The organism is Acidithiobacillus ferriphilus (assembly GCF_018854775.1).
Classification (GTDB): domain Bacteria; phylum Pseudomonadota; class Gammaproteobacteria; order Acidithiobacillales; family Acidithiobacillaceae; genus Acidithiobacillus; species Acidithiobacillus ferriphilus.
In genome coordinates, this window is sequence record NZ_JAAZTY010000147.1 from 1 (window position 1) to 21,451 (window position 21,451).

The window sequence follows — 21,451 nt, forward strand, 5'->3', positions numbered from 1 at the left end:
CAGGGGCACCAACACATCGGCCAGACGCTCCACATCAGCCGCCTTGCGCGCCGACAGCGGTATGACCGCCGCGAATTTTCCACGCTCCGCCAACGTCTGCAAATAAGGAAACAGGCGCGTCTTGGCCGTCACCCGATCCACTTTGTTCACCACGACCACCAGCGGAATGCCGGCCCGCTGCAACCAGCGCAAGGCCTCCGCATCATCATGGGTCCAGAGCAGCGCCTCTACCACCAGCACGCCCAGATCCGCAGACTCCAACGCTCCCCGGGTAGCCCGCAGCAGATGCCGGTTCAGACTGCGATAACCACTATGCACGCCCGGTGTATCCAGAAACAACAGTTGTCCGTCGGGGCGAGTCAGTATTCCAAGAATCTGGTCACGCGTTGTCTGCGGACGCGGTGCGGTGATACTGATTTTTTGCCCAACCAGATGGTTCAGCAGGGTAGATTTACCGACGTTAGGGCGCCCGAGCAGCGCCACATACCCGCTGCGATATCCTTCGTCAGGAACGACATCCGTAACATCATTCACGCGCGGCCACCTGCAGTTGCGCCAACATCAGCGCCGCGGCCTGTTGTTCCGCTTTCCGTCGACTGCCATCCTCAGCTTCGGTAGCCTCGGCGCCCGGCACATTACAACGCGCTACAAAACGTCGTTCATGGGCCTGCCCTTTTTCTGCCACCAAAGCATATATGGGAAGAGGACGTCCCTGCCCCTGCAAGAATTCCTGCAGGCGCGTTTTGGGATCACGCAACTCTTCATCGCTCAGATGATCGGTCATCAGGGGTTCAACCAGTTGCGCGACAATACCTTCTGCCGCCGAAAAACCGCCATCAAGAAAGGCCGCGCCAATTACCGCCTCCAGGGCGTCAGCCCGAATGGAATCGCGCCGTGCGCCACCACTACGTATTTCTCCGGATCCAAGGATCAGAAAATCGGCCAGAGCGATCTTTCCGGCTATATCCGCCAGGGTTTCCTCACGAACCAGCCGCGCCCGCATCCGCGACAGGTCTCCTTCGCTCACCTTGGGAAAGCGGGCATAGAGCTTCGCCGCCACCACGAAGTTCAACGCGGCATCACCCAGAAATTCCAGCCGTTCATTGTGCTGGGCACCAGCACTCCGATGTGTCAGCGCTTGCGATAGCAAGGACTGCTCACGAAAATGATAGCCGACCGATTTTTGCAGCCCTTCTAAGACACCCATAAACGCAGACTCAGTAATCCAAACATGTGAAGAAAGGACTATATCATACACGGAAAAGCCTTTTTTAATGCCCTATGGCTTTAAAATGCAGTAGCAGACTGATATTGGCTATCAAGGGCACAATCTTGTCATAACTGACGGTGATCGACGTCTGGCCCGTACCATTTCTCTCGATCCGAATGTCTTTCTGCGGGATGTCGATCATGGCCACCCTCAGGCGATCATTCAGGTCATGGCGAATTTGTAATGAGGACACCCCCGGCCCAGACTGCCGCGCCTGATGACTGACGATATTTTTCAAGGACGAATAATCGTAGTAGAGCGGCATCACCTTCACTACAAAGGCAACAGCAAGTACCAAGATCAACAGCCAGAAAATCACGCCGATGAGTGAGATACCTGCCTCCCCGGAATGCTGTGGTGTTACGGATCGCGCACCTTGAACACGCTGGCCAAAGATTTTCTTCATGAACTGGTCGTCTACAATCGATTTGCGCATTCCGAACCCTCCGGAAGCCGATGGATCCATCCATTTACTACTAGTCCTGAATCAGGATTTTGCAAGTGCAACCCTCACCCTCAGGAAACCTCGTCCAGAGAACGACCAATCTGCTTCCAGCGGATGGCCCAGTCCTCGGCATTCCAGGAGAACCACACGAACATCGCCTTTCCGACGATATTACGCTCTGGCACCACACCCCAGAAACGACTGTCATTACTATTATCACGGTCATCGCCCATCATGAAATAGGAATGGGGCGGCACCTTGTAAGGGCCAAAATTCATCTGGGCTTCCGGTGTGTCAAATTCGATAATATGGAACTTGTGGCCCCCAAGTTCCTGCTCATATTCTTTGGTGGGAATCACCATGCCTTCGGCACCCTTCCCTTCCGGCCGATAATCAAAGGTTCGGATAAACTTTTGCGGCACCAGTTTATTGTTGATATAGAGGGCATTTCCCTTCACCTCGATCGTGTCGCCCGGCAGGCCGATAACCCGCTTGATGTAGTCGACATGTGGATTCTTGGGATACCGAAACACCATAACATCACCCGCCTCTACCGGACTGCCCTGGGTAATGGGAGTATGAATCAAGGGTAGCCGCAATCCCCACTGGAATTTATTGACCAACACAAAGTCCCCCACCCGCAAAGTCGGGATCATGGATCCGGAGGGTATCTGAAAAGGCTCAAATAGAAAGGCACGGATCAGGAAAACAATAAGCAATACTGGAAAAAAACTCCGAGCATACTCGACAACTATGGACTCTCTGGCTTCCGCAGGTCGATTCTTTCGCAAAAACAAGAGATCCACCAGCCAGATCAGGCCGGAAAGCACAACCGCCAGAAACAACCCAAGGGTAAAATCCATTCAGCACCTATCCTTCACTCTGCGCCTTACCACAATCAGCTTCCGCATTCAGTTCACGGAGCGCGTTTTATCTTTTGTCAGTTTTCAGTATTGCCAGAAAAGCCTCTTGAGGAATCTCCACATGACCAATCTGCTTCATGCGTTTTTTACCCTCCTTTTGTTTCTCCAGCAATTTACGCTTACGGGAAATGTCACCGCCATAACACTTGGCCAACACATTCTTGCGCAGGGCTTTGACCGACTCCCGGGCGATCACCCGAGCGCCGATTGCTGCTTGTATTGCCACCTCAAACATCTGTCGGGGGATCAGATCACGCAATCTGGTTACCAATTCCCGGCCCCGCCGCTCGGACACATCGCGATGAACAATCCAGGACAACGCATCCAGCTTTTCGCCATTGATCAAAATGTCCATTTTCACCAGTGGTCCGCTTTCAAAGCGCGCGAATTCATAATCCATGGAGGCATAGCCGCGACTCACCGATTTGAGGCGGTCAAAAAAATCCAAAACCACCTCATTGTGGGGCAGTTCATAACGCAGCATAACCTGCCCACCCGTAAACTGCATATTTTTCTGCCGACCGCGCCGCTCTTCGCAGAGCGCGATCACTGGTCCGAGATAAGCTTCCGGCACCAAAATATTTGCCGTAATTACCGGCTCTTGAATGTCCGCAATCTGCTGTATGGGCGGCAAATCGGCAGGATTGGAGATCTTCAGTACCTGCCCGTCCGTGGTAATCACCTGATAGATGACGGTCGGCGCGGTGCTGATCAACTCCAACTGATACTCCCGCTCCAGGCGCTCCTGCACGATTTCCATGTGCAACAGCCCCAAAAATCCGCAACGGAAACCAAAGCCCAGGGCTTGTGAAGTCTCCGGCTCAAACTGCAATGCCGCATCATTCAGCCGCAATTTCTGCAGCGCCTCGCGAAAATTTTCATAGTCCGCCGAGTCCACGGGATAAAGCCCGGTGAACACCTGCGGCTGCACCTCGCGAAAACCCGGCAGTGGCGCACTTGCGGGGCGGTCCTGCTCCGTCAGCGTGTCCCCCACTCGGGCGCCTTCAATGGTCCGCACGCCCGCGATGACAAAGCCCACCGCACCGGTCTCCAGCACCGGAACAGTCAGGGATTTTGGGGTGAAAACACCGACCTTTTCGACCACATAAGATTTCTGCCCCGCCATCGTCAGGATACGCTGGCCCGGACGGACCGAACCATTCATCACCCGCACCAGAACCACGGTCCCCAGGTAATTATCGAACCAAGAGTCGATGATAAGGGCCTGTAGCGGCGCGCCCGGCTCGCCTTGGGGCGGCGGGATACGCTCCACCACCCGCTCCAAAATCTCCCGAATACCGACGCCCTCTTTGGCACTGGCCTCCACGGCATCGTCAGCAGGCAGCCCGACAATTTCTTCGATCTCCTTGCGCACCCGCTCCGGATCGGCAGCCGGCAAATCAATCTTGTTCAGGATGGGTAGAATCTCCAGATCATGTTCGAGCGCCGTATAACAATTAGCCACACTTTGCGCTTCCACGCCCTGCGAAGCGTCCACGACCAACAGTGCCCCTTCACAGGCGGCCAGCGAACGGCTGACCTCGTAAGAAAAATCCACATGGCCCGGCGTATCAATGAGATTAAATTGGTACTCCTGCCCATCTGCGGCGCGAAACTGCAAGCGTACACTCTGTGCCTTGATAGTGATTCCGCGTTCCCGTTCGATGTCCATGGTATCCAGCACCTGACTGGACATCTCCCGCTCGGTCAGCGCCCCGCAAAGACGGATAAACTGATCCGCGAGCGTGGATTTGCCGTGATCCACGTGGGCGATAATAGAAAAATTACGAATATGTTGCTGTGCAGTCATATGACCTGTCAATCCGTGGGCGTCCGGCGGGCAGTACCGCCGCGCCGGGCACCATAACAAAAAGGGCTGGTGCACAAACACCCAGCCCCTCGCGGCTACTGCCTGCATCAATGCGGCAGCGAAAGTACCAGATAAAAACTCCCCTCACCGCGCCGCACCAGCACCGGTATCGGCTGGCCTGCCGGCAACACCGCCACCAGCTTCTGCAAATCGGCGGCATTGGTAATCCGCTGTTGTGCCACCTGCAAAATCACATCACCGGGACGAATGCCGGCTTCCGCTGCCGGACCCACACCAACACCGAGGACGAGAACGCCGGTATTCACATTCAGTTGCTTACGTGCTTCCGCCGTCAGCGGCCCCACCTGCACGTTCAGTCGTTTGACTTCGCCCTTCTGCGCCGGTCTACCCGGCGCAGTGGATTCGGCCGCATTCTCCAGATTACCGGGCAGACTTTCTACCACGATATTGAGGACCATGGGTTTACCATCACGGATGACACCCAATTTCGCCTTGAAGCCGGCCGGCAATGCACCCACCAGCGGCGGCAACTGACCTGAGTTATAGATGGATTGGCCATCAAAGGAAACAATGACATCCCCTGGACGCAGCCCCGCCTTGGCGGCCGGACCATCTGGTACCACCTGTGACACCAGTGCACCTACCGGCTCTTTCATGTGGAAGGACCTGGCGAGATCCATGCTGACGTCCTGAATCATGACTCCGAGCCAGCCAAAATGCACTTTCTGATGTAACTTTAACTGCTTGACAGCATCCATAGCGACATTAATGGGGATGGAGAAGGACAAGCCCATGTAGCCGCCACTGCTGGTATAAATCTGGTCGTTGATACCGATCACCTGACCACGCATGTTGAAAAGCGGGCCACCGGAGTTGCCGGGGTTTATCGGCACGTCCGTTTGAATAAACGGGATATAGGGGTCATCCGGCAAAGGCCGCGAGGTCGCGCTGACCACACCCTGGGTCACGCTGTTCTCAAAGCCAAAGGGCGATCCTACCGCCAGTACCCATTGCCCGACCTCCAGCTTGCCGGAGTCACCAATTTGTACCGTTGGCAGATTCTTCGCATCGATTTTAAGCAAAGCAACGTCCATGCGCGTCGATAACCCCACCAAGTGGGCCGTGTATTGATGATGATTGGTGAGACTGACGATGATCTTCTGGGCACCCTTCACCACGTGCGCCGCCGTCACAACATAACCATCGGAACTGACGACAAATCCAGAACCCAGAGACTGCACTTGATACTTCTGACCGGCTCCGGGCCCTCCCTGAGGGCCACCCGGTTGCCCCGGCGCACCAAAGAAGGGAGCGAAAAACTGATTCAAGGGAGAGTTCGGTGGGAATGGCGAGCCCGTGTTGCGCGCCACCTTGGTCTCCGTCGTGCTGATGTTCACCACAGCAGGTCCATACTGTTTGACGATGGGCGTAAAATCAGGTAAACCCACCAATGCCTGACCACCGGTACCGGCGGCATCCGCCCAAACAGGCGCCACCATCCCTATGCTCAGGCCAAAACCTACACAAAGCGCCACCACAAGGCGCTGTCTACCCAGCACACGATTTTTCAAGAAACCCCCTCCCAACCATCCGATTTATTACCGTGTCTATCATCTCGGTATCTGCTGTACTTAGCAACAGGCACGGCCCCCTCTCGACTATACGCACTGACGTGTATTGTAACTGACGCTGATTCTAGGGATTACCTGCAGGAAAAGCCATGGAAGCTGCGCTGATACCCGCTGCAGGCGTATAGCCCGCGCTCTCCAGACCGGCCTGACCTGAGTCATAGGCGGTAAAAATTTGTGAAGGAGCCAGGTAATTACCACCGCCAGGCACCCAGAGCCGTTGTATATCTCTCTGGATAAGCACATCTGCACCAGAGCTCCGCGGCGTGAAGCCTGCTACGGGACGTAAATGAAATTCATCACTGCGGGACGAAAAGCCTCTCAGCATGGCTGTCGTAGCGTAATGACCGGATCCACCTCTGGCAACCGATTGATCTGATGCGATATTATTCGGAAAGACGCCCACCAAAGTCACCGACACCACCAACACTGCAGCAACGGAACCCGCTTTCATCCAGAAGCTCCAGGAAACACCCCGCCGTCGCCCGGTTTGCGGGGCCAGGATACTGGGCTCGCTCATAATCGCCCAGGCAACCCGGTCTGCGAAGTCGGCCGACGCTAATTGGACCCCATTCCGGTCATTTTGCAGAAGAAAAGAGACGCGGTACTGAGACTCCCAAGCCTCTCGTAATCCGCGCTCACTTTGCAAACGCATGGCCAAGCGGTTGGCGCGCAGACCTGTCAGCTCGCCCTCCATGAACGCCATCAGTTCTTTTTGCGTTTCATCGTTCATGATTTTTCCTGCTCTAACAACGGGGCCAAAACCTTGGCAATTGATTCACGCGCTCGAAAAATTCGGGACCTTACCGTCCCCACCGGGCACTCCATGACCTGAGCGATTTCGTCGTAACTCAAGCCTTCAAACTCCCGCAAGGTCACCGCCGTGCGCAAATCCTCCGGCAACGCTGCCAATGCCGTATCGATATGTTCTGCCAATTCCTTACTAAGCAGCAACCCTTCCGGGGTATCATATTCTCTTAGTCCATCGGCACTGGCAAATTGTTCCGCATCTTCTGTTTCTGCATCCACAATAGAAACCTGGCGGCCCTGAGCTACGAGGTGATTTTTTGCCGTATTGACGGCAATGCGGTACAACCAAGTATAGAAAGCGCTATCGCCACGGAAATTGGCGAGCGCACGATAGGCTTTGACAAAAGCTTCCTGGGCCACATCTTCAGCCTCTTCGGGCGTGCGCACGAAACGTCCGACCAGGGAAATCACCTTGTGCTGGTATTTGCGTACGAGGAGATCAAATGCCCCCTTCTCTCCCTTTTGCACGCGCTGGACGAGGAGCAGGTCACTGGGTGCGCCATGCTCCTGACCACCCGCCGTGCTGCGTCCCATAATCTTACCCATTCGGCCTTTTCCTTCCCTTTGTTCTTTAGGTGCCGTTCTTCACCTTATCAGACTGTCATCGTATCATGACCCCTCCCAATTCACGCAACGCTGACGCCCAACCCCCCTCTCCCAGGACAGCAAATGCCTTTTTTCGACTTTCTCATTATCGGTTCCGGCGCCGCCGGACTCAGCGCCGCCCTGGGGCTTAGCCGCCTCGGGCAAGTAGGCATTGTGAGCAAAGGACGGGCGAATGATTCCGCCAGCGACTGGGCGCAGGGCGGCATCGCCGCGGTCATGGATATGGACCACGACAGTATTGCCCTACACATCGAGGATACGCTGGGAGCCGGTGCCGGACTATGTCACCCGGAAGCAGTCCGGCAAATCATTGGCCACGGCACGGAGGCGGCGCATCAATTAATTGCCTGGGGAGTGCCTTTTGATCGCCAATCGGACGGAAACTGGCATCTCACCCGTGAGGGTGGACACCAGGCGCGCCGAGTACTACACAGCGCCGATACTACCGGCCACGCCATCGAGAGCACCCTACTGCGAAGAGCTCTGGCCGAGCCTGCCGTACAGATAGCTGAAGAACACTACGCCAGCGATCTTTGGCTCAGCGGAGGTCGTTGCGCGGGCGCCTGGGTTCTCGCTCCCGGAAGCGACCGTTCGGAGTTGTGGTCGGCACGGGCGGTGATTCTCGCCAGTGGCGGTGCCGGTCAGTTGTATCTGCACACCAGTAATCCGCTGGTGGCCACCGGGGACGGCATCGCACTCGCCTATCGGGCGGGCGCGGAAATCGCCAATCTGGAGTTTGTCCAGTTTCACCCCACTACGCTCTACCGACCAGGTAGTGCACCTTTTTTGCTTTCTGAGGCCTTACGCGGTGAGGGAGCGCTTTTGCGCCTGCCGGACGGCAGTGCCTTTCTGGAGCATTATGACCCCCGTGCCGAGCTGGCACCGCGGGATATTGTCGCGCGTGCGATTGATGCCGAGATGAGACGGCGTCACCTCGCCTATGTCACTCTGGACATCAGCGCACAGCCCAGCACTCTGGTGCAGCAGCATTTTCCAGCGATTTCCGCGTACTGTCGGGCACAAGGCTATGATCTGACGCGGGAACCAATCCCGGTAGTCCCTGCCGCCCACTATACCTGCGGCGGTGTGGTCGTAGACGCGGCGGGACGCAGCACTATCCCAGGACTCTATGCGGTGGGTGAAGTCAGCTCCACCGGACTGCACGGAGCCAATCGTCTCGCCAGCAATTCATTACTGGAATGTGTGGTGGGTGCGGCAGCGATCGTCGTTGACCTGGAAGGACAGTCGCACCTGCCCGATTGCCCACGTCAAATGCCCGGACATTTGACGGAGCAATCAGCAACGGCCACACCAGAAATAGACATCGCAGTCTTGCGGCAGACATTGCAGGCAGGCATGTGGCAAGCGGCCGGTATTATCCGCAACGATGAAAGCCTGCGGTCCGCCAGCGCACTCTGGCATGAATTGGCCACGCGCATTGGCGATAACCTGTACGGACCGCGGCCTTATCAGGAACTGCGCAATCTGCGCCAGTGCGCGGAAATTCTCACCCGTTCCGCGCTGTTACGCGAAGAATCCCGTGGCTGTCATTTCAACAGTGACCACCCACAACTTCGGAGTGTGGCAGCGGACAGCATCAGCCAGCGGGATCAGCAGGGTCCGATACTGCGTCCCATTCCTGGCGCAATCTGAGCCGCCAACGCCGCCACAGATCATCACCTGCCGTGAAGAAGGCGATCAATACGAGGCGGCGACCATCGTCATCCTGTAGGAGGATCATTCCCAGGCGCGGGTGCAGAAATGGGCGGGCGCGATGCTGAACGGACACCACGCTACCATCCTCCATTTTCACTCGCAGATCGCTCTCTATACCGAGCAAGATCGCCTCCGGCACGGCCTGGCCGGCACGCCGACGCAGAAGGCAGTGCCAGACGGCCCATGCCAACACCACGGCGAGCAGCGCCAAACCCCAGCGCCAATCGTGGCCCATCGTAAAACCTGCGCAGAGCAAAGCCAGTGCACAGGGAACATTCTGTAGCCAGCGCTGCCGTCGGGCACCGCCAAAGGAAAGAATCGGTAGGACTTTGTCGCTGTCATCCATAAGGGTATGATTGGGGTCATGCTGTTTCAGCAACCGGGAGTTCGATCGTATGCCTTCAGCCGTCATTACCTTTACCCCCCTGCGTACGGAACTGGGTCTGATTCACGCCCACGGCGTGGATGCCGAAAAGTTTTTACAAGGGCAATTCTCTAACGATCTGCATGCCCTGGCCAGTGGTCACGGCCAGTGGAGCAGCTACAGTACGGCTAAAGGGCGCATGATCGCCAATTTTTACGTGCAGCGCGACCGCGATGGCTTTTGGCTGAGTCTGGCCGCCGATATGGCCGACATAGTCATCGAACGGCTGCGCAAGTTCCGGATGATGGCCAAGCTGGAGATTGAGCGGGGGGAACCAGAATTCGCGTTATTCGCTGTCTCTGGTAGAGGTGCTGGTGATCTGCTTGGCCATGCCCTCGGGCTTGCGGCGCCGGAAACCGGCAACAGCGGGTTGGTCCACGACGATAGGATCATCACCCGTCTGCCCTGGGTGAATGCGGAAGCCTTTCTGATCATTTCGCCCGCATCCCGTGCGGAAGCACTCAGCGCAGGACTGACAGCGGCTGGTGCGCGGGCAGGATCTGCGGAAGATTGGCGACTGCAAGCCATCCATGCCGGCGTCGGCATGATCAGCAACGCCACCACAGAAAAAGTTATTCCCCAGGAACTGAATCTGGAGGTATTGGGCGGCATCAATTTCAAGAAGGGCTGCTATCCGGGGCAGGAGATTGTCGCGCGTTCCCACTATCTCGGCAAACTCAAGAACCAGACCTACCGGATCTCGGCCCGGGCGCCACTGCGAGCAGGTGAAGAAATTTTCAGTGCCAACATGGGGGAGCAAAGTATTGGCGTCGTTATTAATACGGCACCGGATCCTCAAGATGGCTTTGCCGCGCTGGCGGTTTTACGCGCCGCTAACACCGGGGAAGCCCTGATGGCTGGGGCGCCGGATGGTACCCCTTTGAGCTTGGGGAAGCTTCCTTATACCCTACCCCTGGACGTCGCCAAAGAGGGATAGTCATCAATGTGGGGGCTGGTGGCAGGCATTGTCAGTTATCCGGCGTTTGCTTGGTATGGCAAGCGTTATCTGGATGGGCAGGGACTGGAGCGCGGTTTTACCCGCACGGTACTGGTGCTTCTGATGGCGACCATACTCTCTTCCACACTCGCTTATGGAGTTTCGTGGATGGCCAGTACCGCGCAGAGCCGCAACAGCCAAGCTCAGTTACAAAAAAACGGCATCGCGATGTTGGCTGACGAGTTAAAATGCGCGCGCGATCCTGCCAGCGCGCTTTGCCAATCCACTGCGGAGCAGGCCAACGCTTTGGAGCAAAAACTCCTGTCCGGCCTCACCGGCAACCATCAAAATCAGTGAGCGATCGCAAAACCGGCAGCGCCTCACCATGCCTGTAGATCGGCTAATGACTCAGGAGACTGGCGCATCCAGAAACAGGGTAAGTACCCCCGTATAACCATATATTTTATCATGTGAAATTTCGCCATTGGCAAAAAATCCAACCAGAGGGAAGTCGCCCAGGCGCTCCTGAATGATCCGCAATTCCATAGAATCGGGTCCGAACAGACCTTCACCGCGCCCAAGACAAGAGAAATAGAGGCCACCGCGAATCCCTCTCCCCCCCACCAGACGGATAATTTCTGTGAGCATCCGCTCCAGATCCTCGCGCGCCGTGCTGCCGTCCCGCTTGCAGAACATCAGGGACTGACCGGTCTCTATATATTCCCCGATTGCCAGCAGCTTGCGATCGATATCAATACCAAGCAGATTACGCACCACATAGTCGCCACGATCATCGTTTTTGACCGGCAACGCCACAAAAATAAACCCCGCCGCCCGCTGCAAATCCCGGGAGAGAATGTCACCGATCTCTTCATAAAACACGTCCAGCGCCGGACGTTCATCCAGACGGGCGATCACGTTGCTCTTGGCTTCGGCAATTTGATGGATTGGACCGATGGGGCTACAGCCTTGAGTCAGGCGGGTAACGATGGCGATCTTCGCGCTGAACGTCACTCCACTCAATCCGCCATGCACGACCTTATCGGCAAGTTGCGCACCGTTGGCACGACTGCTGCTGATCCCGCCGGTGATGAAGCCGCTACTCATCTTTCCGGCAAAATCACGAACCAGATCAGGCAAATCCGGTGTCTGGGAGTCACCGTGGACGATGGCGAAATACGACGGATGATCCGCCTCCCCCATTGCCAGCTCCTCGCCGGGTTGGTAAGGCTCCAGCCCTGCAAACAGGTGGAACGCCGTCTCCGGGAAATCGGTCACCATCAAGGCCAGTGCCGGTTCATTCAGGTATTCCTGAGCAGTCGCGCAGATGCCAATCCCCACACAGCCCGTCCAATGCGGCACACCGGTTTCTTCTCGCAGGACGCTCAGAATTTCCGGCAGATCAGACTCGAAGCTATCGCTGACGTAGAGGAATCCCAGCGTACCGCCTCGCACCCGCGGACCCGCCATCTCCAAAGTGGAGGACAAAGCCGTACGCCAATCCGCATCACGGGCATGACCATAGGGAAAAAGCCGTTCATTGTGCAAAAAAGGGCCTCATGAGCATTTCTTGTAAAAAACCGCATGACGAGCGCGGACATAGGATCCAGACGGCATCTGTCGAAAATAAATGATGGTGACCGCTTGAATCGTCGGGGAGAAAAAGGCTGAATCGCCTTTTAATTTGGTGGAGCCAAGCGGGATCGAACCGCTGACCTCTTGAATGCCATTCAAGCGCTCTCCCAGCTGAGCTATGGCCCCGATGCGGCGTAATATATGGATTCATGCTAGCGATGTCAAACATTTTTTGTATACATCCGGTCATCAGCAGCATGCGCTCAAAGGTCCACGACCATACCGTCATAGGCGGGGATGACCGTTTCCGGCAACTCCGCAGCCAACGTCGCATAATCAAGATCATGGGTCATGTGGGTAAAAATGGTCCGCTCTGCGCCAATGCGCCGCGCCCAGTACAAAGCCTCTTCCACATTAAGATGGGTGGGGTGCTCTGCATAATGCAGACAATCAAGAATCAGGACTCTCAGTCCTTGCAACAGCATCAGACTGCTATCCGGGATGATTTTTAGATCAGTAAGATACGCCGCATCATTAAAACGATACCCGAGAATAGGCAGTTGACCGTGCAGCACGGGTATTGGTGTCACCGCAACCCCACCAAAGGTCTGCGGCGATGCTATCCGGTGCATGGAGAGCGAAGGCTTCGCCCAAGTGATGTCCGGCGGCAGAAAACAATAGCGAAACCGGGTTTCCAATTCCATCGCCGTGCGCTCATCCGCATGGCAAGGGATCACGATCTTCTGCGCAAAATTGAAGGCACGCAGGTCATCGACACCATTGATATGATCAGCATGAAAATGGGTATACAACACGGCACTCAGCACCTGCACATCGGCGCGCAACATCTGCTGACGCAGGTCCGGACCGGTATCCACCAACAGATTAGTATCCCCATCCTGCACCAGAATACTGGCCCGCAGGCGGTGGTTGCGTGGATCAGCGCTGCAACAAACCGGACAATGGCAGGCAATCGCCGGTGTGCCGGCACTGGACCCCGTACCAAGGAATATGATCTTCATATCGCTACCGCGTGTTTAAACAGTGCGTGGAAATTCGCCGTGGTCCGCTCGGCGATATCCTCCAGCGTCTCGCCCCGCAACGCCCCGAGAAAGGCCGCGACATGAGCGACAAAAGCCGGCTCGTTGCGCTTGCCGCGTTGCGGCACGGGGGCCAGATAGGGCGCATCCGTCTCCACCAGCAGGCGATCCGCCGGCATTTTCTTGGCCACCGACTGCAATTCAACGGACTTCTTGAAAGTCACAATGCCGGAAAAGGATATATAAAAGCCCATATCCATGGCAGCCTTCGCAAAACCCCAGTTTTCAGTGAAGCAATGGATGACACCACCGACTGCCGCCGCCTCTTCACTGCGCAGCATAGCGATGGTGTCTGCCGCCGCCGCACGGGTGTGGACGATCAGCGGCTTTCCCGTGGCCTTGGAAGCGGCTATATGCCGGGCAAATCGCTCCCGTTGCCAGGACAGATCTCCTTCACTGCGGAAATAATCGAGGCCGGTCTCGCCGACGGCCACCACCTTGTCGACCGCCAGAGCGGCGAGCAGATGCTCCCATTCCGGGGTCTCCGCTGCGGGTTCATTGGGATGCACGCCCGCTGCCGCCCACACGCCGGGGTACTCGGCAGTCAGGGCCTGCACCCGCGGCCAGTGCGCCTCGACAACCGCCGCAATCAGCATTTCTTGCACCCCGGCCGCATGCGCGCGCGCCAGAATGCCAGCCCGATCGACGTCAAAATCGTCGAAATCCAGATGACAGTGGGAATCTACCAGCATGCGTTTATGACCCTCTGGCGGATTCAGACCAATTTTCCTGCCCGACACGCTGGGCGGGGGATAGACTCCGCCTCTGCCTGGCTGCCTCAAAAAGGCAAATCCCGGTGGCGACGGACACATTCAGACTTTCGATGGCGCCCATCATGGGAATATGCGCCAGATAATCGCAGTGCTCGCGGGTAAGGCGGCGCAAACCTTTTCCCTCACCACCCATCACCATCACCAGCGGCATCTTCAGGTCGAGCGTATAAAGGCTCTGAGCACCCTCCCCCGCCATCCCGACCAGCCAGAAACCCGACTCTTGCAAGGCAGACAGGGTTCGCGACAGATTAGTCACGGTACAGACCGGAACACGTGACGCCGATCCGGCAGACGCCTTGCGTACGGTGGCATTGACCGGACAGGCATTATCCTTGGGCAGAATCACCGCATCGACCCCCGCCGCTTCCGCACTGCGCAGACAGGCACCGAGATTATGAGGATCAAGCACACCATCCAGCACCAGCAGGAAGCCGCGACCTGCCAATTGCGCCAGAATCGTCTCGAAGTCTTGCTCGGGAAAGTCGCGCAGCAAGCCGCCAACGCCCTGGTGCTTGTCGGTGTTCAGTCGTCGCCCCAATGCCGTACTCCGCCATTCATTCACTGGCAAATGCTGTTCTGCGGCCTTTTGCAGTAACGGCGCGACACGGTCATCGGTCCTTCGCTCAATCGCCACCCAGAGTTCCAGCAATTCTTGCGAATCCAGTGCGGCGCTGACCGCATGGATACCATAGAGGGATTCTTCAGTCACCCGGCACTCCCGCCAACATCGTGAAAACTTCAGAATTGCGCTGGGAGGGCCGCACACAAGGCAGGCCGACGCGAGCGAAAGCGGTGGCCTCGTCAGGCGCCGGGGCCTGGTCCCAACCGGGCAGCCTGCGGCACGCCGCGACAAACCCGACCGGCCCCGTATGGGCGATCTGTGCGAAGCCCAGGAACTCGGTCGGGGCCTGATAAAATTTTACCCCGATACCGTCCTGACTCCATGCCTCCCGCTGCCCGGAAACAGACCCCACAAACAGGGGGCTGGCAGCAGCCAGCGCGACATCCCACTCGCCGGGCGTTAACACGCCTTCGCGGAGAAACTCCAGGCGCGGTAACGGCCATTCACCCCGCCGCAATGGGCCGGTACGCTGCAACTGCCATCCCTGTCTTGCAGCCCAGACAAAAACGCGCGACTCCAGATCCAGATACGCCGATAACGGTAACATCATGAACTGAACGCCACTCGCAAGGAACCGTCAAAAGGCGCAATTATCATATCGGGTCAAAAGCTGTCGAAAATATCGTCAACGATATTATCCGCCACCGCGAAACCCGCACCCAGGCCCAAACCGGTCATGACATTACCCAGGAACCCGCTGCCCATACCCGGCTGTCCCTGCATGGGCGCATTCCAGGGACGCTGCTGCTGCCCCATCCCTTGCGTCTGCATTTCCAACTGCTGGATACGCTGGGCCATCTGCTGCAGCATCATTCCCACATTCTGCTGCTGTTGTTGCAGGTTCATGGCCAAGCTGCGCAATTCCATACTGATTTCGCGTCCGGTCATTTTATCCGGTGCCATGGCGTTCACCCGTCCAGCGACCTGCTGCAAGGTCTGCAGGTTGTTCTGGGTCTGCTGCTGCAACTGATTATATTGTTGATCCAACATTGAGTAGTCCATGATGCGCTCCTGATTTCGTAAAGATAATACCCATTGATTAGATGGGCGGAAAGCCTGCGCAGTTCCACAACCACGGTGATCTGCGCAACTACTCCTGCAAGCGAATACGCCGCTCCCAGGCACGCCATACCCCGCGCGCCAACAACACCAGAATAGGTCCGATAATCAGGCCGATCAAGCCGAAGGCTTCCGCGCCACCAAGAATACTAAAGAACACCAGAAAGAAGGGAGCCTGCGTCTGCGATCCGGTGAGTAGTGGGCGCACCACCAGATCCGCCACGGTGATGACGATAAGCCCCCAGGCGAGAACGAGCAGACCAGCGATCCAATGCCCCGTAAAAGTGAGCCAGAGGGTGGCGGCGCCGACTACGGCCGTGGCACCAAAAGGAATTGGCGATATCAATGCGGTAGCAACCAACCAAAGTGGCCACATGCTTAGTCCCGCTACAGCGTAAGCGATACCGATAAACATGCCCTCTACCACACCCACACCAATGAGACCGATCAGTACCGAACGCGCCGCATCCCGGCAGGCGGCCAAATATCGATCGCCACGATCACGGCCCCAGAATTGTGTAGCCCCCAGGTACAATGCCTCCGTGAGACGCTCGCCATGCAGAGCCAGTGCAAACACGGTCAGTGCGGCAAAAAACGTATGCAACGTGAATATCCAGAGCTGACCCAAAGAATTGGTGATGAGGCTGGAATGCGCACTGAGCAGGGCAGAGAGATAAGCACCGTTCAGCCCGTGCAAATGGCTGAGCAACCAGTGACCAACATAGGGAATCTGCAGCACCTCGGGTGGCACCTCGACGAGCGGACCACCTGACTGCCAGCGGAAGATGAGTAGTGCCACCTGGGGCAGTACAGAATCAACGATAATGACCGCAGGAATAATGATAATCGCGACCCACGCCAGGGCGTGTATAAGCGAGCCCAGCCAGCGTGGGAGATGAAAACCCCGCTCCAGGCGCAACTGCCAAGGCCAGCCCACTGTGGTCAGCACCGCCCCCATCAGCAAGGGGCCGGCAAATGGGCTGAGGGTGTATGCGGCGCCAGCGTAAACCAGCAGCAACACGAACATGCCCCAGTTAGCATAGCCTGATGGCTCTTGGCTTTTTTGCACTCCTGTTCCCCTAATGCGCACTCCACGATGGAGTGCAAAACTACCATAGTGCCGCGCCGATGAGAATGCGCATAAGCGTCAGAAAAACCGGCAAGATTGATCAGTCAGTGAAGATGAATACCGGCGCGGTCCCAGACCGGTTCGACACCGTCGGGCAGCGGTGGCAGATGGCCGATGGCCGTGTGACCAAAATTCGGGCCATGAAAGTCGGAACCGACCGAACCCGCCATACCCAGTTGCCTGGCGAGACACCCCAGATGCTCGCGATCTCCCGCCGCCTGGCTGCCGGAGCAGACCTCAAGGCCGATGCCTCCGGCCTCCCGGAACTCGGTGAGCAAAGCACGCAGCCGGGTACCGCTGAGCTTGTAGCGACCGGGGTGGGCCAGAACGGCGGATCCACCTGCCGCGTTGATCCAGCCAATCGCTTCGGGCATGGAAATCCAGTCGCTGGGCACGTAGGCTTTACAACCGCGCCCAAGATATTTGCCAAAGGCCTCGTTCGTGTCTGCGCAATGTCCCTCACGCACCAGCCAGCGCGCAAAATGGCTACGCCCCACCATGCGGCTACCCGCCATCGCTCGCGCTCCGGCTTCTGCGTCAGAAATACCGGCATCTTCTAATAGACGCCCGATTTCTAAGGCGCGCCAATCGCGGAAGGCCATAATCCGACTCAAACCGCCCTGTAGAATGTTATTCTCTGGGTCTATAAAAAGGCCGACAATATGGATGCCTTGGGTGTTCCATTCGCTGGAGACTTCAACGCCCGGGACCAGCTGAATATCCAGTGCCGTCGCCTGCACACGGGCCTCCTCAAGCCCCGCGGTGTTGTCATGGTCAGTCAGCGCCATGACGCGCACCCCAGCCGCATGCACCCGCCGCACCAGATCGGTGGGCGTCATGGTGCCATCGGAGGCCAGCGAGTGCATATGCAAATCAATAAGAGAAACGGGGTATTGGTGCGACATAGGGAAAATTCCTGAATAAAGAGGATACCGCTTGCTGCGGAACCCGACACCATTCCATGTTAGCATAACACGCTCGACTTCATCGGGCATATCGGAGGCAGCAGTGGCTCTTATCCTGGACATCCCAGGCGCACAGAAGCGCTTTGAACAATACGCCAACCCCATCCTCAGTGCCTTTGCCGAGAGCGGCATTGCCACCGGAGAGCAGATCACCCCGCCAATGATTGTGGACGCCCTACGCCAGCTTTTCACGCTGCTGGCAACAGAAGTTGCGTCCTGGGACCCCGCACTGCCCGACGACGAGCCGGAGCGTATCGGCGATCTGACCATCGGCCTACTGATGGATCTCGCTACCTGGGCTGACCGCCTCGGGGAGCGTCAGGCGAAAACCGCCCTGGAAATGATCACCGTCAGTATCGCTGCATGGGTATGTAATCAACACGGCGCCATCCACACGCTGGAGCCTATCGTCAACGGTCTGGCCATTCTGGCCAATAGTCGCGTTGAGACCGACGAACTGCGTTCCCTGGCCCAATTGATGGGCCAAGTGAAAGAAGCCGCATCCGCAGACTACGCCACCGACCTGGATGGCGCCGACCCGCGCCGTCCCTGGCGTATTCTGCTGCTGAACTGGGGCATCACGGCAACCCGTGCCCAGGACCCTGCAGAAATGCGCAGCGCTTTTGCGGCACTCCTCCGTCACTTGCCTGTCGACGCGGCGCTTTTCTTTCAGGAAGGACGCCAGCAGGTGGCTCAGGGTGATTTTCCGGATGAGGTGAGGGCAGTCATGGAGGAAGCGGCAGAAGGTGCCGGACGAAGTCTGCGTCTGCACTAAGTCGCCATATAATGGCCAGGACATCGGTCAGCCCCGGCCATTAATATCTATATATCTATATCACCCACGCAGGCTCCTACGATGGGCGCTGTGCTCAGAGTTCTTTGCCGTGATGCGCCAGAAAGTCGGCAACTCCCTCACTGGTTGGCTTCATACCGGCTTTGCCCTTCTCCCACTGTGCCGGGCAAACCTCTCCGTGTTCTTCAGAGAATTGCAATGCGTCCACCATACGGAGCATTTCGTCAATGTTGCGGCCCAAGGGTAAATCGTTGATTACCTCGTGCCGCACCACGCCTTCGCGATCGATCAGGAAAGAGCCGCGCAGCGCCACTTCATCATTGAGCAGAACGTCATAATTGCGTGCGATGCTCTTAGAGAGATCCGCCACCATAGGGAGTTTGATGTGACCAATGCCGCCCTTCTCTTCCGGCGTGTTCTTCCAGGCCAGATGGGTGAACTGGGAGTCCACGCTACAGGCGATGACCTCAGTATTGCGGGACTTGAAATCATTCAGGCGATTATTAAAGGCGAGAATTTCAGACGGACATACGAAGGTAAAGTCGAGCGGGTAAAAGAACAGAACCGCATACTTCCCTTTAATATACTGAGAAAGTTGAAAATTCTCGTTGATGCCATTATCAGCCATGACTGCGGGGGCCACGAAATCTGGAGCAGCTTTGCCTACTAATACAGCCATCGTAATTCTCCTTTGTTGAGCTAACGGGATAAAGTCCAGATTTTTACTATAGCGAACTTTTCCTGATTTCGCCAAACATCTGATCGATTCGGACGCATGCAAGCCCCCTGTGGGCAGCACGCCCGCCTTAGGCTAGAATAGGCGCCCAGCCCGCCGGATGATTCCGGCCGTAACCCCGTAACCCTTTGACTAAAATGTGAGGAGCCCGGCCCCCATGACATACGTGGTGACTGAATCTTGTATCAAATGCAAATACACAGACTGTGTGGATGTCTGCCCAGTGGACTGTTTCCGCGAAGGGCCTAATTTTCTGGTCATTGATCCGGATGAGTGCATAGACTGCACGCTCTGCGAGCCAGAATGTCCTGCCGGTGCCATTTTCCGCGATGATGACCTGCCCGCGGGTCAGGAAGAATTTGAGGAAATCAACGCCCGCCTCGCCAAGATCTGGCCGGCCATTATTCACAAGAAAGCGGCGCCCGAAGATGCTGACGCCTGGCTGGAAGTAAAAGATAAACGGGGTCTGCTCGAAGAGTGAGTGACGCTGACGCGCCCGCCGCGTTGCGTTCTCCCAGCTTTCGCCGGCTCCTCGGCCTGATCAGCGCGTACCGGGGCCGCATATTCCTCGCTATGCTCTTCATGGTGATTTCTGGCGCAGCCACCGGTGGGGTGGCTTATATGATCAAGCCGGTCCTTGACCGGATATTCATCGACCGCAGCGCCAGCATGCTCATCTGGCTGCCCTTGGGCGTCATAATGATCTACGCCGTTAAAGGTGGCGCCGATTACGTACAAGCCATCACCCTCGTGCGCACCGAAGAAGATGTATTGCGCGGTCTGCGTGAACGCCTTTTCGCCCATACCCTGCGCCTGCCCCTCGGCACCCTCATCGACAGCAGTCACGGCAGCACTCTGTCGCGAATGAGTCTGGACCTGACTTTATTACAGCAGGGCCTTTCGGTGCTGGCGCGCTTCTTTCTTTCCACCTTCCAGATTCTCGCGCTCATGGCGGTAGTGTTTTACATGAGCTGGAAGCTGGCGCTGATCAGCTTCATCACCCTGCCCATCGCGTTTTATCCCCTGATTCGTTTCGGCCAGAAGCTGCGCCAGCGCGGCGAGCGTCAACAAGAGCAGATGGGCCAGATCATGGAGCAGTTTTCTCAAAGTCTGCGCGGCGCCGAAGTGATCAAAAGTCAGGGTGGTGAAGACTTTGAGGCGAAGCGCTTCAGCATTCAGGCGCGTCACTACTTCGATCTGATGATGCAGATTGCCCGCATCCAGAAGGCGACGGTTCCGATTATGGAGATGATCGCGGCGCTGGGTATTGCGGTCATCATCTATCTGGGAGGCAGTCAGGTGGTGAATGGCGGGATGACGACGGGGGCCTTTTTCAGCTTTCTGACGGCGCTGGGGATGATTTATGAGCCCCTGCGCCAGCTCTCCTCGGCCAACAATCAACTGCAACAAGGTCTTTCTGCCGCGGACCGGCTATTCGCCTGGCTGGATCAACCGGCAGAAGCCAGCCAGCGCTCCCCAACGCCGCGTCCCTGGGGCACCTGGCAATGCCACGATCTCAAGTTACAGTTGGGGGGCGAAGCGATTTTACGCGGCCTTCATATCACGCTCCCCCCGCTCACGACGACGGCCATCGTTGGCCCCAGTGGCGGCGGCAAAACCAGCCTGGTACGGGTGTTACTCGGCTTGTTGCCGCCCAGCGGGGGAGAGATTACGGTAGCCGGACAGTCCATCCGCGATCTCCTCGCCGGCGACTATCGCGGCTATTTCAGCTTTGTCGCCCAAGAGCCGGTACTGTTCACCGGGACCGCCCTGAGCAATATCGCCTATGCCGATGCGCAACCCGATCATGAACGCGCCGAGGCGTCCGCGCGGCAAGCGCACGCCTGGGATTTTTTAGCCCCCATAGGGGGGCTGGAAACGATGATCAAAGGCAATGGCGGCAATCTTTCCGGTGGGCAGCGCCAACGGCTCGCCATCGCCCGGGCGCTCTACCTGGATCGCCCGGTGCTGGTCCTTGACGAAGCCACCAGCAACCTCGACAGCGAAAGTGAAGAACGCATCGCGGAAACCCTCAGCGCCCTTCATGGCCGAAAAACCATCATCATCGTGGCGCACCGCCCGCGCACCACCCGCCTCGCTGACCAGATC

24 protein-coding genes and 1 tRNA gene are annotated in these 21,451 nt (G+C 57.2%); 6 read left to right on the forward strand and 19 right to left on the reverse strand.

Going from position 1 to position 21,451, the window contains the following annotated elements; translation table 11 throughout:
* The 8 genes from era to rpoE form a co-directional block, all read right to left on the reverse strand.
* Positions 1-534: GTPase Era (era, locus tag HF921_RS10330; protein ID WP_215893774.1), on the reverse strand; the 534-nt coding region annotated here is incomplete at its 3' end.
* A complete protein-coding gene (gene rnc, locus HF921_RS10335) occupies positions 527-1,207 on the reverse strand; it encodes a ribonuclease III (protein ID WP_064219696.1) in 681 nt (226 codons plus the stop codon). The genes era and rnc, both read right to left, overlap by 8 nt.
* Positions 1,208-1,271: 64 nt before the next feature.
* Positions 1,272-1,706 carry a DUF4845 domain-containing protein gene (locus HF921_RS10340; protein ID WP_215892695.1) on the reverse strand — a complete coding sequence of 145 codons (435 nt, stop codon included), beginning with the start codon at positions 1,704-1,706 and terminating at the stop codon, positions 1,272-1,274.
* An 80-nt stretch (positions 1,707-1,786) separates the two neighbouring features.
* The gene (gene lepB / locus HF921_RS10345) at positions 1,787-2,578 is read right to left on the reverse strand and encodes a signal peptidase I (protein WP_215892694.1); all 792 of its coding nucleotides are present in this window, start codon (positions 2,576-2,578) and stop codon (positions 1,787-1,789) included.
* Positions 2,579-2,645: 67 nt separating this feature from the next.
* Complete coding sequence (gene lepA, locus HF921_RS10350) at positions 2,646-4,448, reverse strand: translation elongation factor 4 (RefSeq protein WP_215892693.1); 1,803 nt, start codon at positions 4,446-4,448, stop codon at positions 2,646-2,648.
* A 107-nt stretch (positions 4,449-4,555) separates the two neighbouring features.
* Positions 4,556-5,968: a Do family serine endopeptidase gene (locus HF921_RS10355; RefSeq protein WP_226834469.1), complete on the reverse strand. Its 1,413-nt coding sequence runs from the start codon at positions 5,966-5,968 to the stop codon at positions 4,556-4,558.
* A 196-nt stretch (positions 5,969-6,164) separates the two neighbouring features.
* Positions 6,165-6,830, reverse strand: coding sequence for a sigma-E factor negative regulatory protein (locus HF921_RS10360; RefSeq protein WP_064219551.1), 666 nt, complete (start codon positions 6,828-6,830; stop codon positions 6,165-6,167).
* Positions 6,827-7,453: an RNA polymerase sigma factor RpoE gene (gene rpoE / locus HF921_RS10365; RefSeq protein WP_081258100.1), complete on the reverse strand. Its 627-nt coding sequence runs from the start codon at positions 7,451-7,453 to the stop codon at positions 6,827-6,829. The genes HF921_RS10360 and rpoE overlap by 4 nt, the downstream gene beginning before the upstream one ends.
* A gap of 123 nt (positions 7,454-7,576) precedes the next feature.
* Between rpoE and nadB the strand changes: the two genes are divergently transcribed.
* On the forward strand, positions 7,577-9,166 hold the full coding sequence (gene nadB / locus HF921_RS10370) for an L-aspartate oxidase (protein WP_215892691.1): 1,590 nt from the start codon (positions 7,577-7,579) through the stop codon (positions 9,164-9,166).
* On the opposite strand, the gene HF921_RS10375 is transcribed toward nadB, so the two are convergent.
* The gene (locus tag HF921_RS10375; protein ID WP_226834463.1) at positions 9,111-9,641 is read right to left on the reverse strand and encodes a hypothetical protein; all 531 of its coding nucleotides are present in this window, start codon (positions 9,639-9,641) and stop codon (positions 9,111-9,113) included. The two genes, nadB and HF921_RS10375, sit on opposite strands and share 56 nt — an antisense overlap.
* On the opposite strand from HF921_RS10375, the gene ygfZ reads away from it, so the two are divergent.
* Positions 9,625-10,590, forward strand: a complete 966-nt coding sequence (ygfZ, locus tag HF921_RS10380; RefSeq protein ID WP_215893776.1) for a CAF17-like 4Fe-4S cluster assembly/insertion protein YgfZ — start codon at positions 9,625-9,627, stop codon at positions 10,588-10,590. The two genes, HF921_RS10375 and ygfZ, sit on opposite strands and share 17 nt — an antisense overlap.
* Positions 10,591-10,596: 6 nt before the next feature.
* On the forward strand, positions 10,597-10,947 hold the full coding sequence (locus tag HF921_RS10385; protein WP_064219548.1) for a hypothetical protein: 351 nt from the start codon (positions 10,597-10,599) through the stop codon (positions 10,945-10,947).
* 51 nt (positions 10,948-10,998) lie between these two features.
* Here HF921_RS10385 and HF921_RS10390 read toward each other — a convergent pair whose 3' ends face one another.
* The 9 genes from HF921_RS10390 to HF921_RS10430 form a co-directional block, all read right to left on the reverse strand.
* Positions 10,999-12,138 (reverse strand): FIST signal transduction protein, encoded by a 1,140-nt coding sequence (locus HF921_RS10390; RefSeq protein ID WP_215892688.1) that lies wholly within the window; start codon positions 12,136-12,138, stop codon positions 10,999-11,001.
* 137 nt (positions 12,139-12,275) lie between these two features.
* A tRNA-Ala gene (locus tag HF921_RS10395) sits at positions 12,276-12,351 on the reverse strand.
* Positions 12,352-12,428: 77 nt separating this feature from the next.
* Positions 12,429-13,187: an MBL fold metallo-hydrolase gene (locus HF921_RS10400; RefSeq protein ID WP_215849533.1), complete on the reverse strand. Its 759-nt coding sequence runs from the start codon at positions 13,185-13,187 to the stop codon at positions 12,429-12,431.
* Positions 13,184-13,957, reverse strand: coding sequence for a TatD family hydrolase (locus HF921_RS10405; protein ID WP_215849532.1), 774 nt, complete (start codon positions 13,955-13,957; stop codon positions 13,184-13,186). The genes HF921_RS10400 and HF921_RS10405 overlap by 4 nt, the downstream gene beginning before the upstream one ends.
* A 4-nt stretch (positions 13,958-13,961) precedes the next feature.
* The gene (gene rlmB, locus HF921_RS10410; protein ID WP_064219544.1) at positions 13,962-14,747 is read right to left on the reverse strand and encodes a 23S rRNA (guanosine(2251)-2'-O)-methyltransferase RlmB; all 786 of its coding nucleotides are present in this window, start codon (positions 14,745-14,747) and stop codon (positions 13,962-13,964) included.
* Positions 14,740-15,210 (reverse strand): hypothetical protein, encoded by a 471-nt coding sequence (locus tag HF921_RS10415; RefSeq protein WP_064219543.1) that lies wholly within the window; start codon positions 15,208-15,210, stop codon positions 14,740-14,742. The genes rlmB and HF921_RS10415 overlap by 8 nt, the downstream gene beginning before the upstream one ends.
* A 53-nt stretch (positions 15,211-15,263) precedes the next feature.
* On the reverse strand, positions 15,264-15,662 hold the full coding sequence (locus HF921_RS10420) for a hypothetical protein (protein ID WP_196762930.1): 399 nt from the start codon (positions 15,660-15,662) through the stop codon (positions 15,264-15,266).
* 88 nt (positions 15,663-15,750) lie between these two features.
* Positions 15,751-16,788, reverse strand: coding sequence for an AI-2E family transporter (locus tag HF921_RS10425; RefSeq protein WP_229066062.1), 1,038 nt, complete (start codon positions 16,786-16,788; stop codon positions 15,751-15,753).
* A 104-nt stretch (positions 16,789-16,892) separates the two neighbouring features.
* Complete coding sequence (locus tag HF921_RS10430; protein WP_064219542.1) at positions 16,893-17,753, reverse strand: PHP domain-containing protein; 861 nt, start codon at positions 17,751-17,753, stop codon at positions 16,893-16,895.
* Positions 17,754-17,856: 103 nt separating this feature from the next.
* Here HF921_RS10430 and HF921_RS10435 point away from each other — a divergent pair, with 103 nt between their 5' ends.
* Complete coding sequence (locus HF921_RS10435; protein WP_064219541.1) at positions 17,857-18,588, forward strand: hypothetical protein; 732 nt, start codon at positions 17,857-17,859, stop codon at positions 18,586-18,588.
* A 94-nt stretch (positions 18,589-18,682) separates the two neighbouring features.
* On the opposite strand, the gene HF921_RS10440 is transcribed toward HF921_RS10435, so the two are convergent.
* Positions 18,683-19,360: a peroxiredoxin gene (locus HF921_RS10440; RefSeq protein WP_226834465.1), complete on the reverse strand. Its 678-nt coding sequence runs from the start codon at positions 19,358-19,360 to the stop codon at positions 18,683-18,685.
* Between the two features lie 139 nt (positions 19,361-19,499).
* Here HF921_RS10440 and fdxA point away from each other — a divergent pair, with 139 nt between their 5' ends.
* Entirely contained in the window at positions 19,500-19,823 is a 324-nt protein-coding gene (gene fdxA, locus HF921_RS10445; RefSeq protein ID WP_064219539.1) for a ferredoxin FdxA, read from the forward strand.
* On the forward strand, positions 19,820-21,451 hold a 1,632-nt coding region (locus tag HF921_RS10450; RefSeq protein WP_215893777.1), incomplete at its 3' end, for an ABC transporter ATP-binding protein. The genes fdxA and HF921_RS10450, both read left to right, overlap by 4 nt.

What these genes read in the sequence shown, in the direction of transcription:
- HF921_RS10385 (WP_064219548.1), top strand. Translation starts at nt 10,597, where the DNA reads ATGTGGGGGCTGGTGGCAGGCATTGTCAGTTATCCGGCGTTTGCTTGG.
- HF921_RS10340 (WP_215892695.1), bottom strand. Translation starts at nt 1,706, where the DNA reads ATGCGCAAATCGATTGTAGACGACCAGTTCATGAAGAAAATCTTTGGC.
- HF921_RS10420 (WP_196762930.1), bottom strand. Translation starts at nt 15,662, where the DNA reads ATGGACTACTCAATGTTGGATCAACAATATAATCAGTTGCAGCAGCAG.
- HF921_RS10400 (WP_215849533.1), bottom strand. Translation starts at nt 13,187, where the DNA reads ATGAAGATCATATTCCTTGGTACGGGGTCCAGTGCCGGCACACCGGCG.
- HF921_RS10415 (WP_064219543.1), bottom strand. Translation starts at nt 15,210, where the DNA reads ATGATGTTACCGTTATCGGCGTATCTGGATCTGGAGTCGCGCGTTTTT.
- HF921_RS10405 (WP_215849532.1), bottom strand. Translation starts at nt 13,957, where the DNA reads ATGCTGGTAGATTCCCACTGTCATCTGGATTTCGACGATTTTGACGTC.
- HF921_RS10430 (WP_064219542.1), bottom strand. Translation starts at nt 17,753, where the DNA reads ATGTCGCACCAATACCCCGTTTCTCTTATTGATTTGCATATGCACTCG.
- lepA (WP_215892693.1), bottom strand. Translation starts at nt 4,448, where the DNA reads ATGACTGCACAGCAACATATTCGTAATTTTTCTATTATCGCCCACGTG.
- rnc (WP_064219696.1), bottom strand. Translation starts at nt 1,207, where the DNA reads ATGGGTGTCTTAGAAGGGCTGCAAAAATCGGTCGGCTATCATTTTCGT.
- fdxA (WP_064219539.1), top strand. Translation starts at nt 19,500, where the DNA reads ATGACATACGTGGTGACTGAATCTTGTATCAAATGCAAATACACAGAC.
- lepB (WP_215892694.1), bottom strand. Translation starts at nt 2,578, where the DNA reads ATGGATTTTACCCTTGGGTTGTTTCTGGCGGTTGTGCTTTCCGGCCTG.
- ygfZ (WP_215893776.1), top strand. Translation starts at nt 9,625, where the DNA reads ATGCCTTCAGCCGTCATTACCTTTACCCCCCTGCGTACGGAACTGGGT.
- HF921_RS10375 (WP_226834463.1), bottom strand. Translation starts at nt 9,641, where the DNA reads ATGACGGCTGAAGGCATACGATCGAACTCCCGGTTGCTGAAACAGCAT.
- HF921_RS10360 (WP_064219551.1), bottom strand. Translation starts at nt 6,830, where the DNA reads ATGAACGATGAAACGCAAAAAGAACTGATGGCGTTCATGGAGGGCGAG.
- rpoE (WP_081258100.1), bottom strand. Translation starts at nt 7,453, where the DNA reads ATGGGTAAGATTATGGGACGCAGCACGGCGGGTGGTCAGGAGCATGGC.
- nadB (WP_215892691.1), top strand. Translation starts at nt 7,577, where the DNA reads ATGCCTTTTTTCGACTTTCTCATTATCGGTTCCGGCGCCGCCGGACTC.
- HF921_RS10355 (WP_226834469.1), bottom strand. Translation starts at nt 5,968, where the DNA reads ATGGTGGCGCCTGTTTGGGCGGATGCCGCCGGTACCGGTGGTCAGGCA.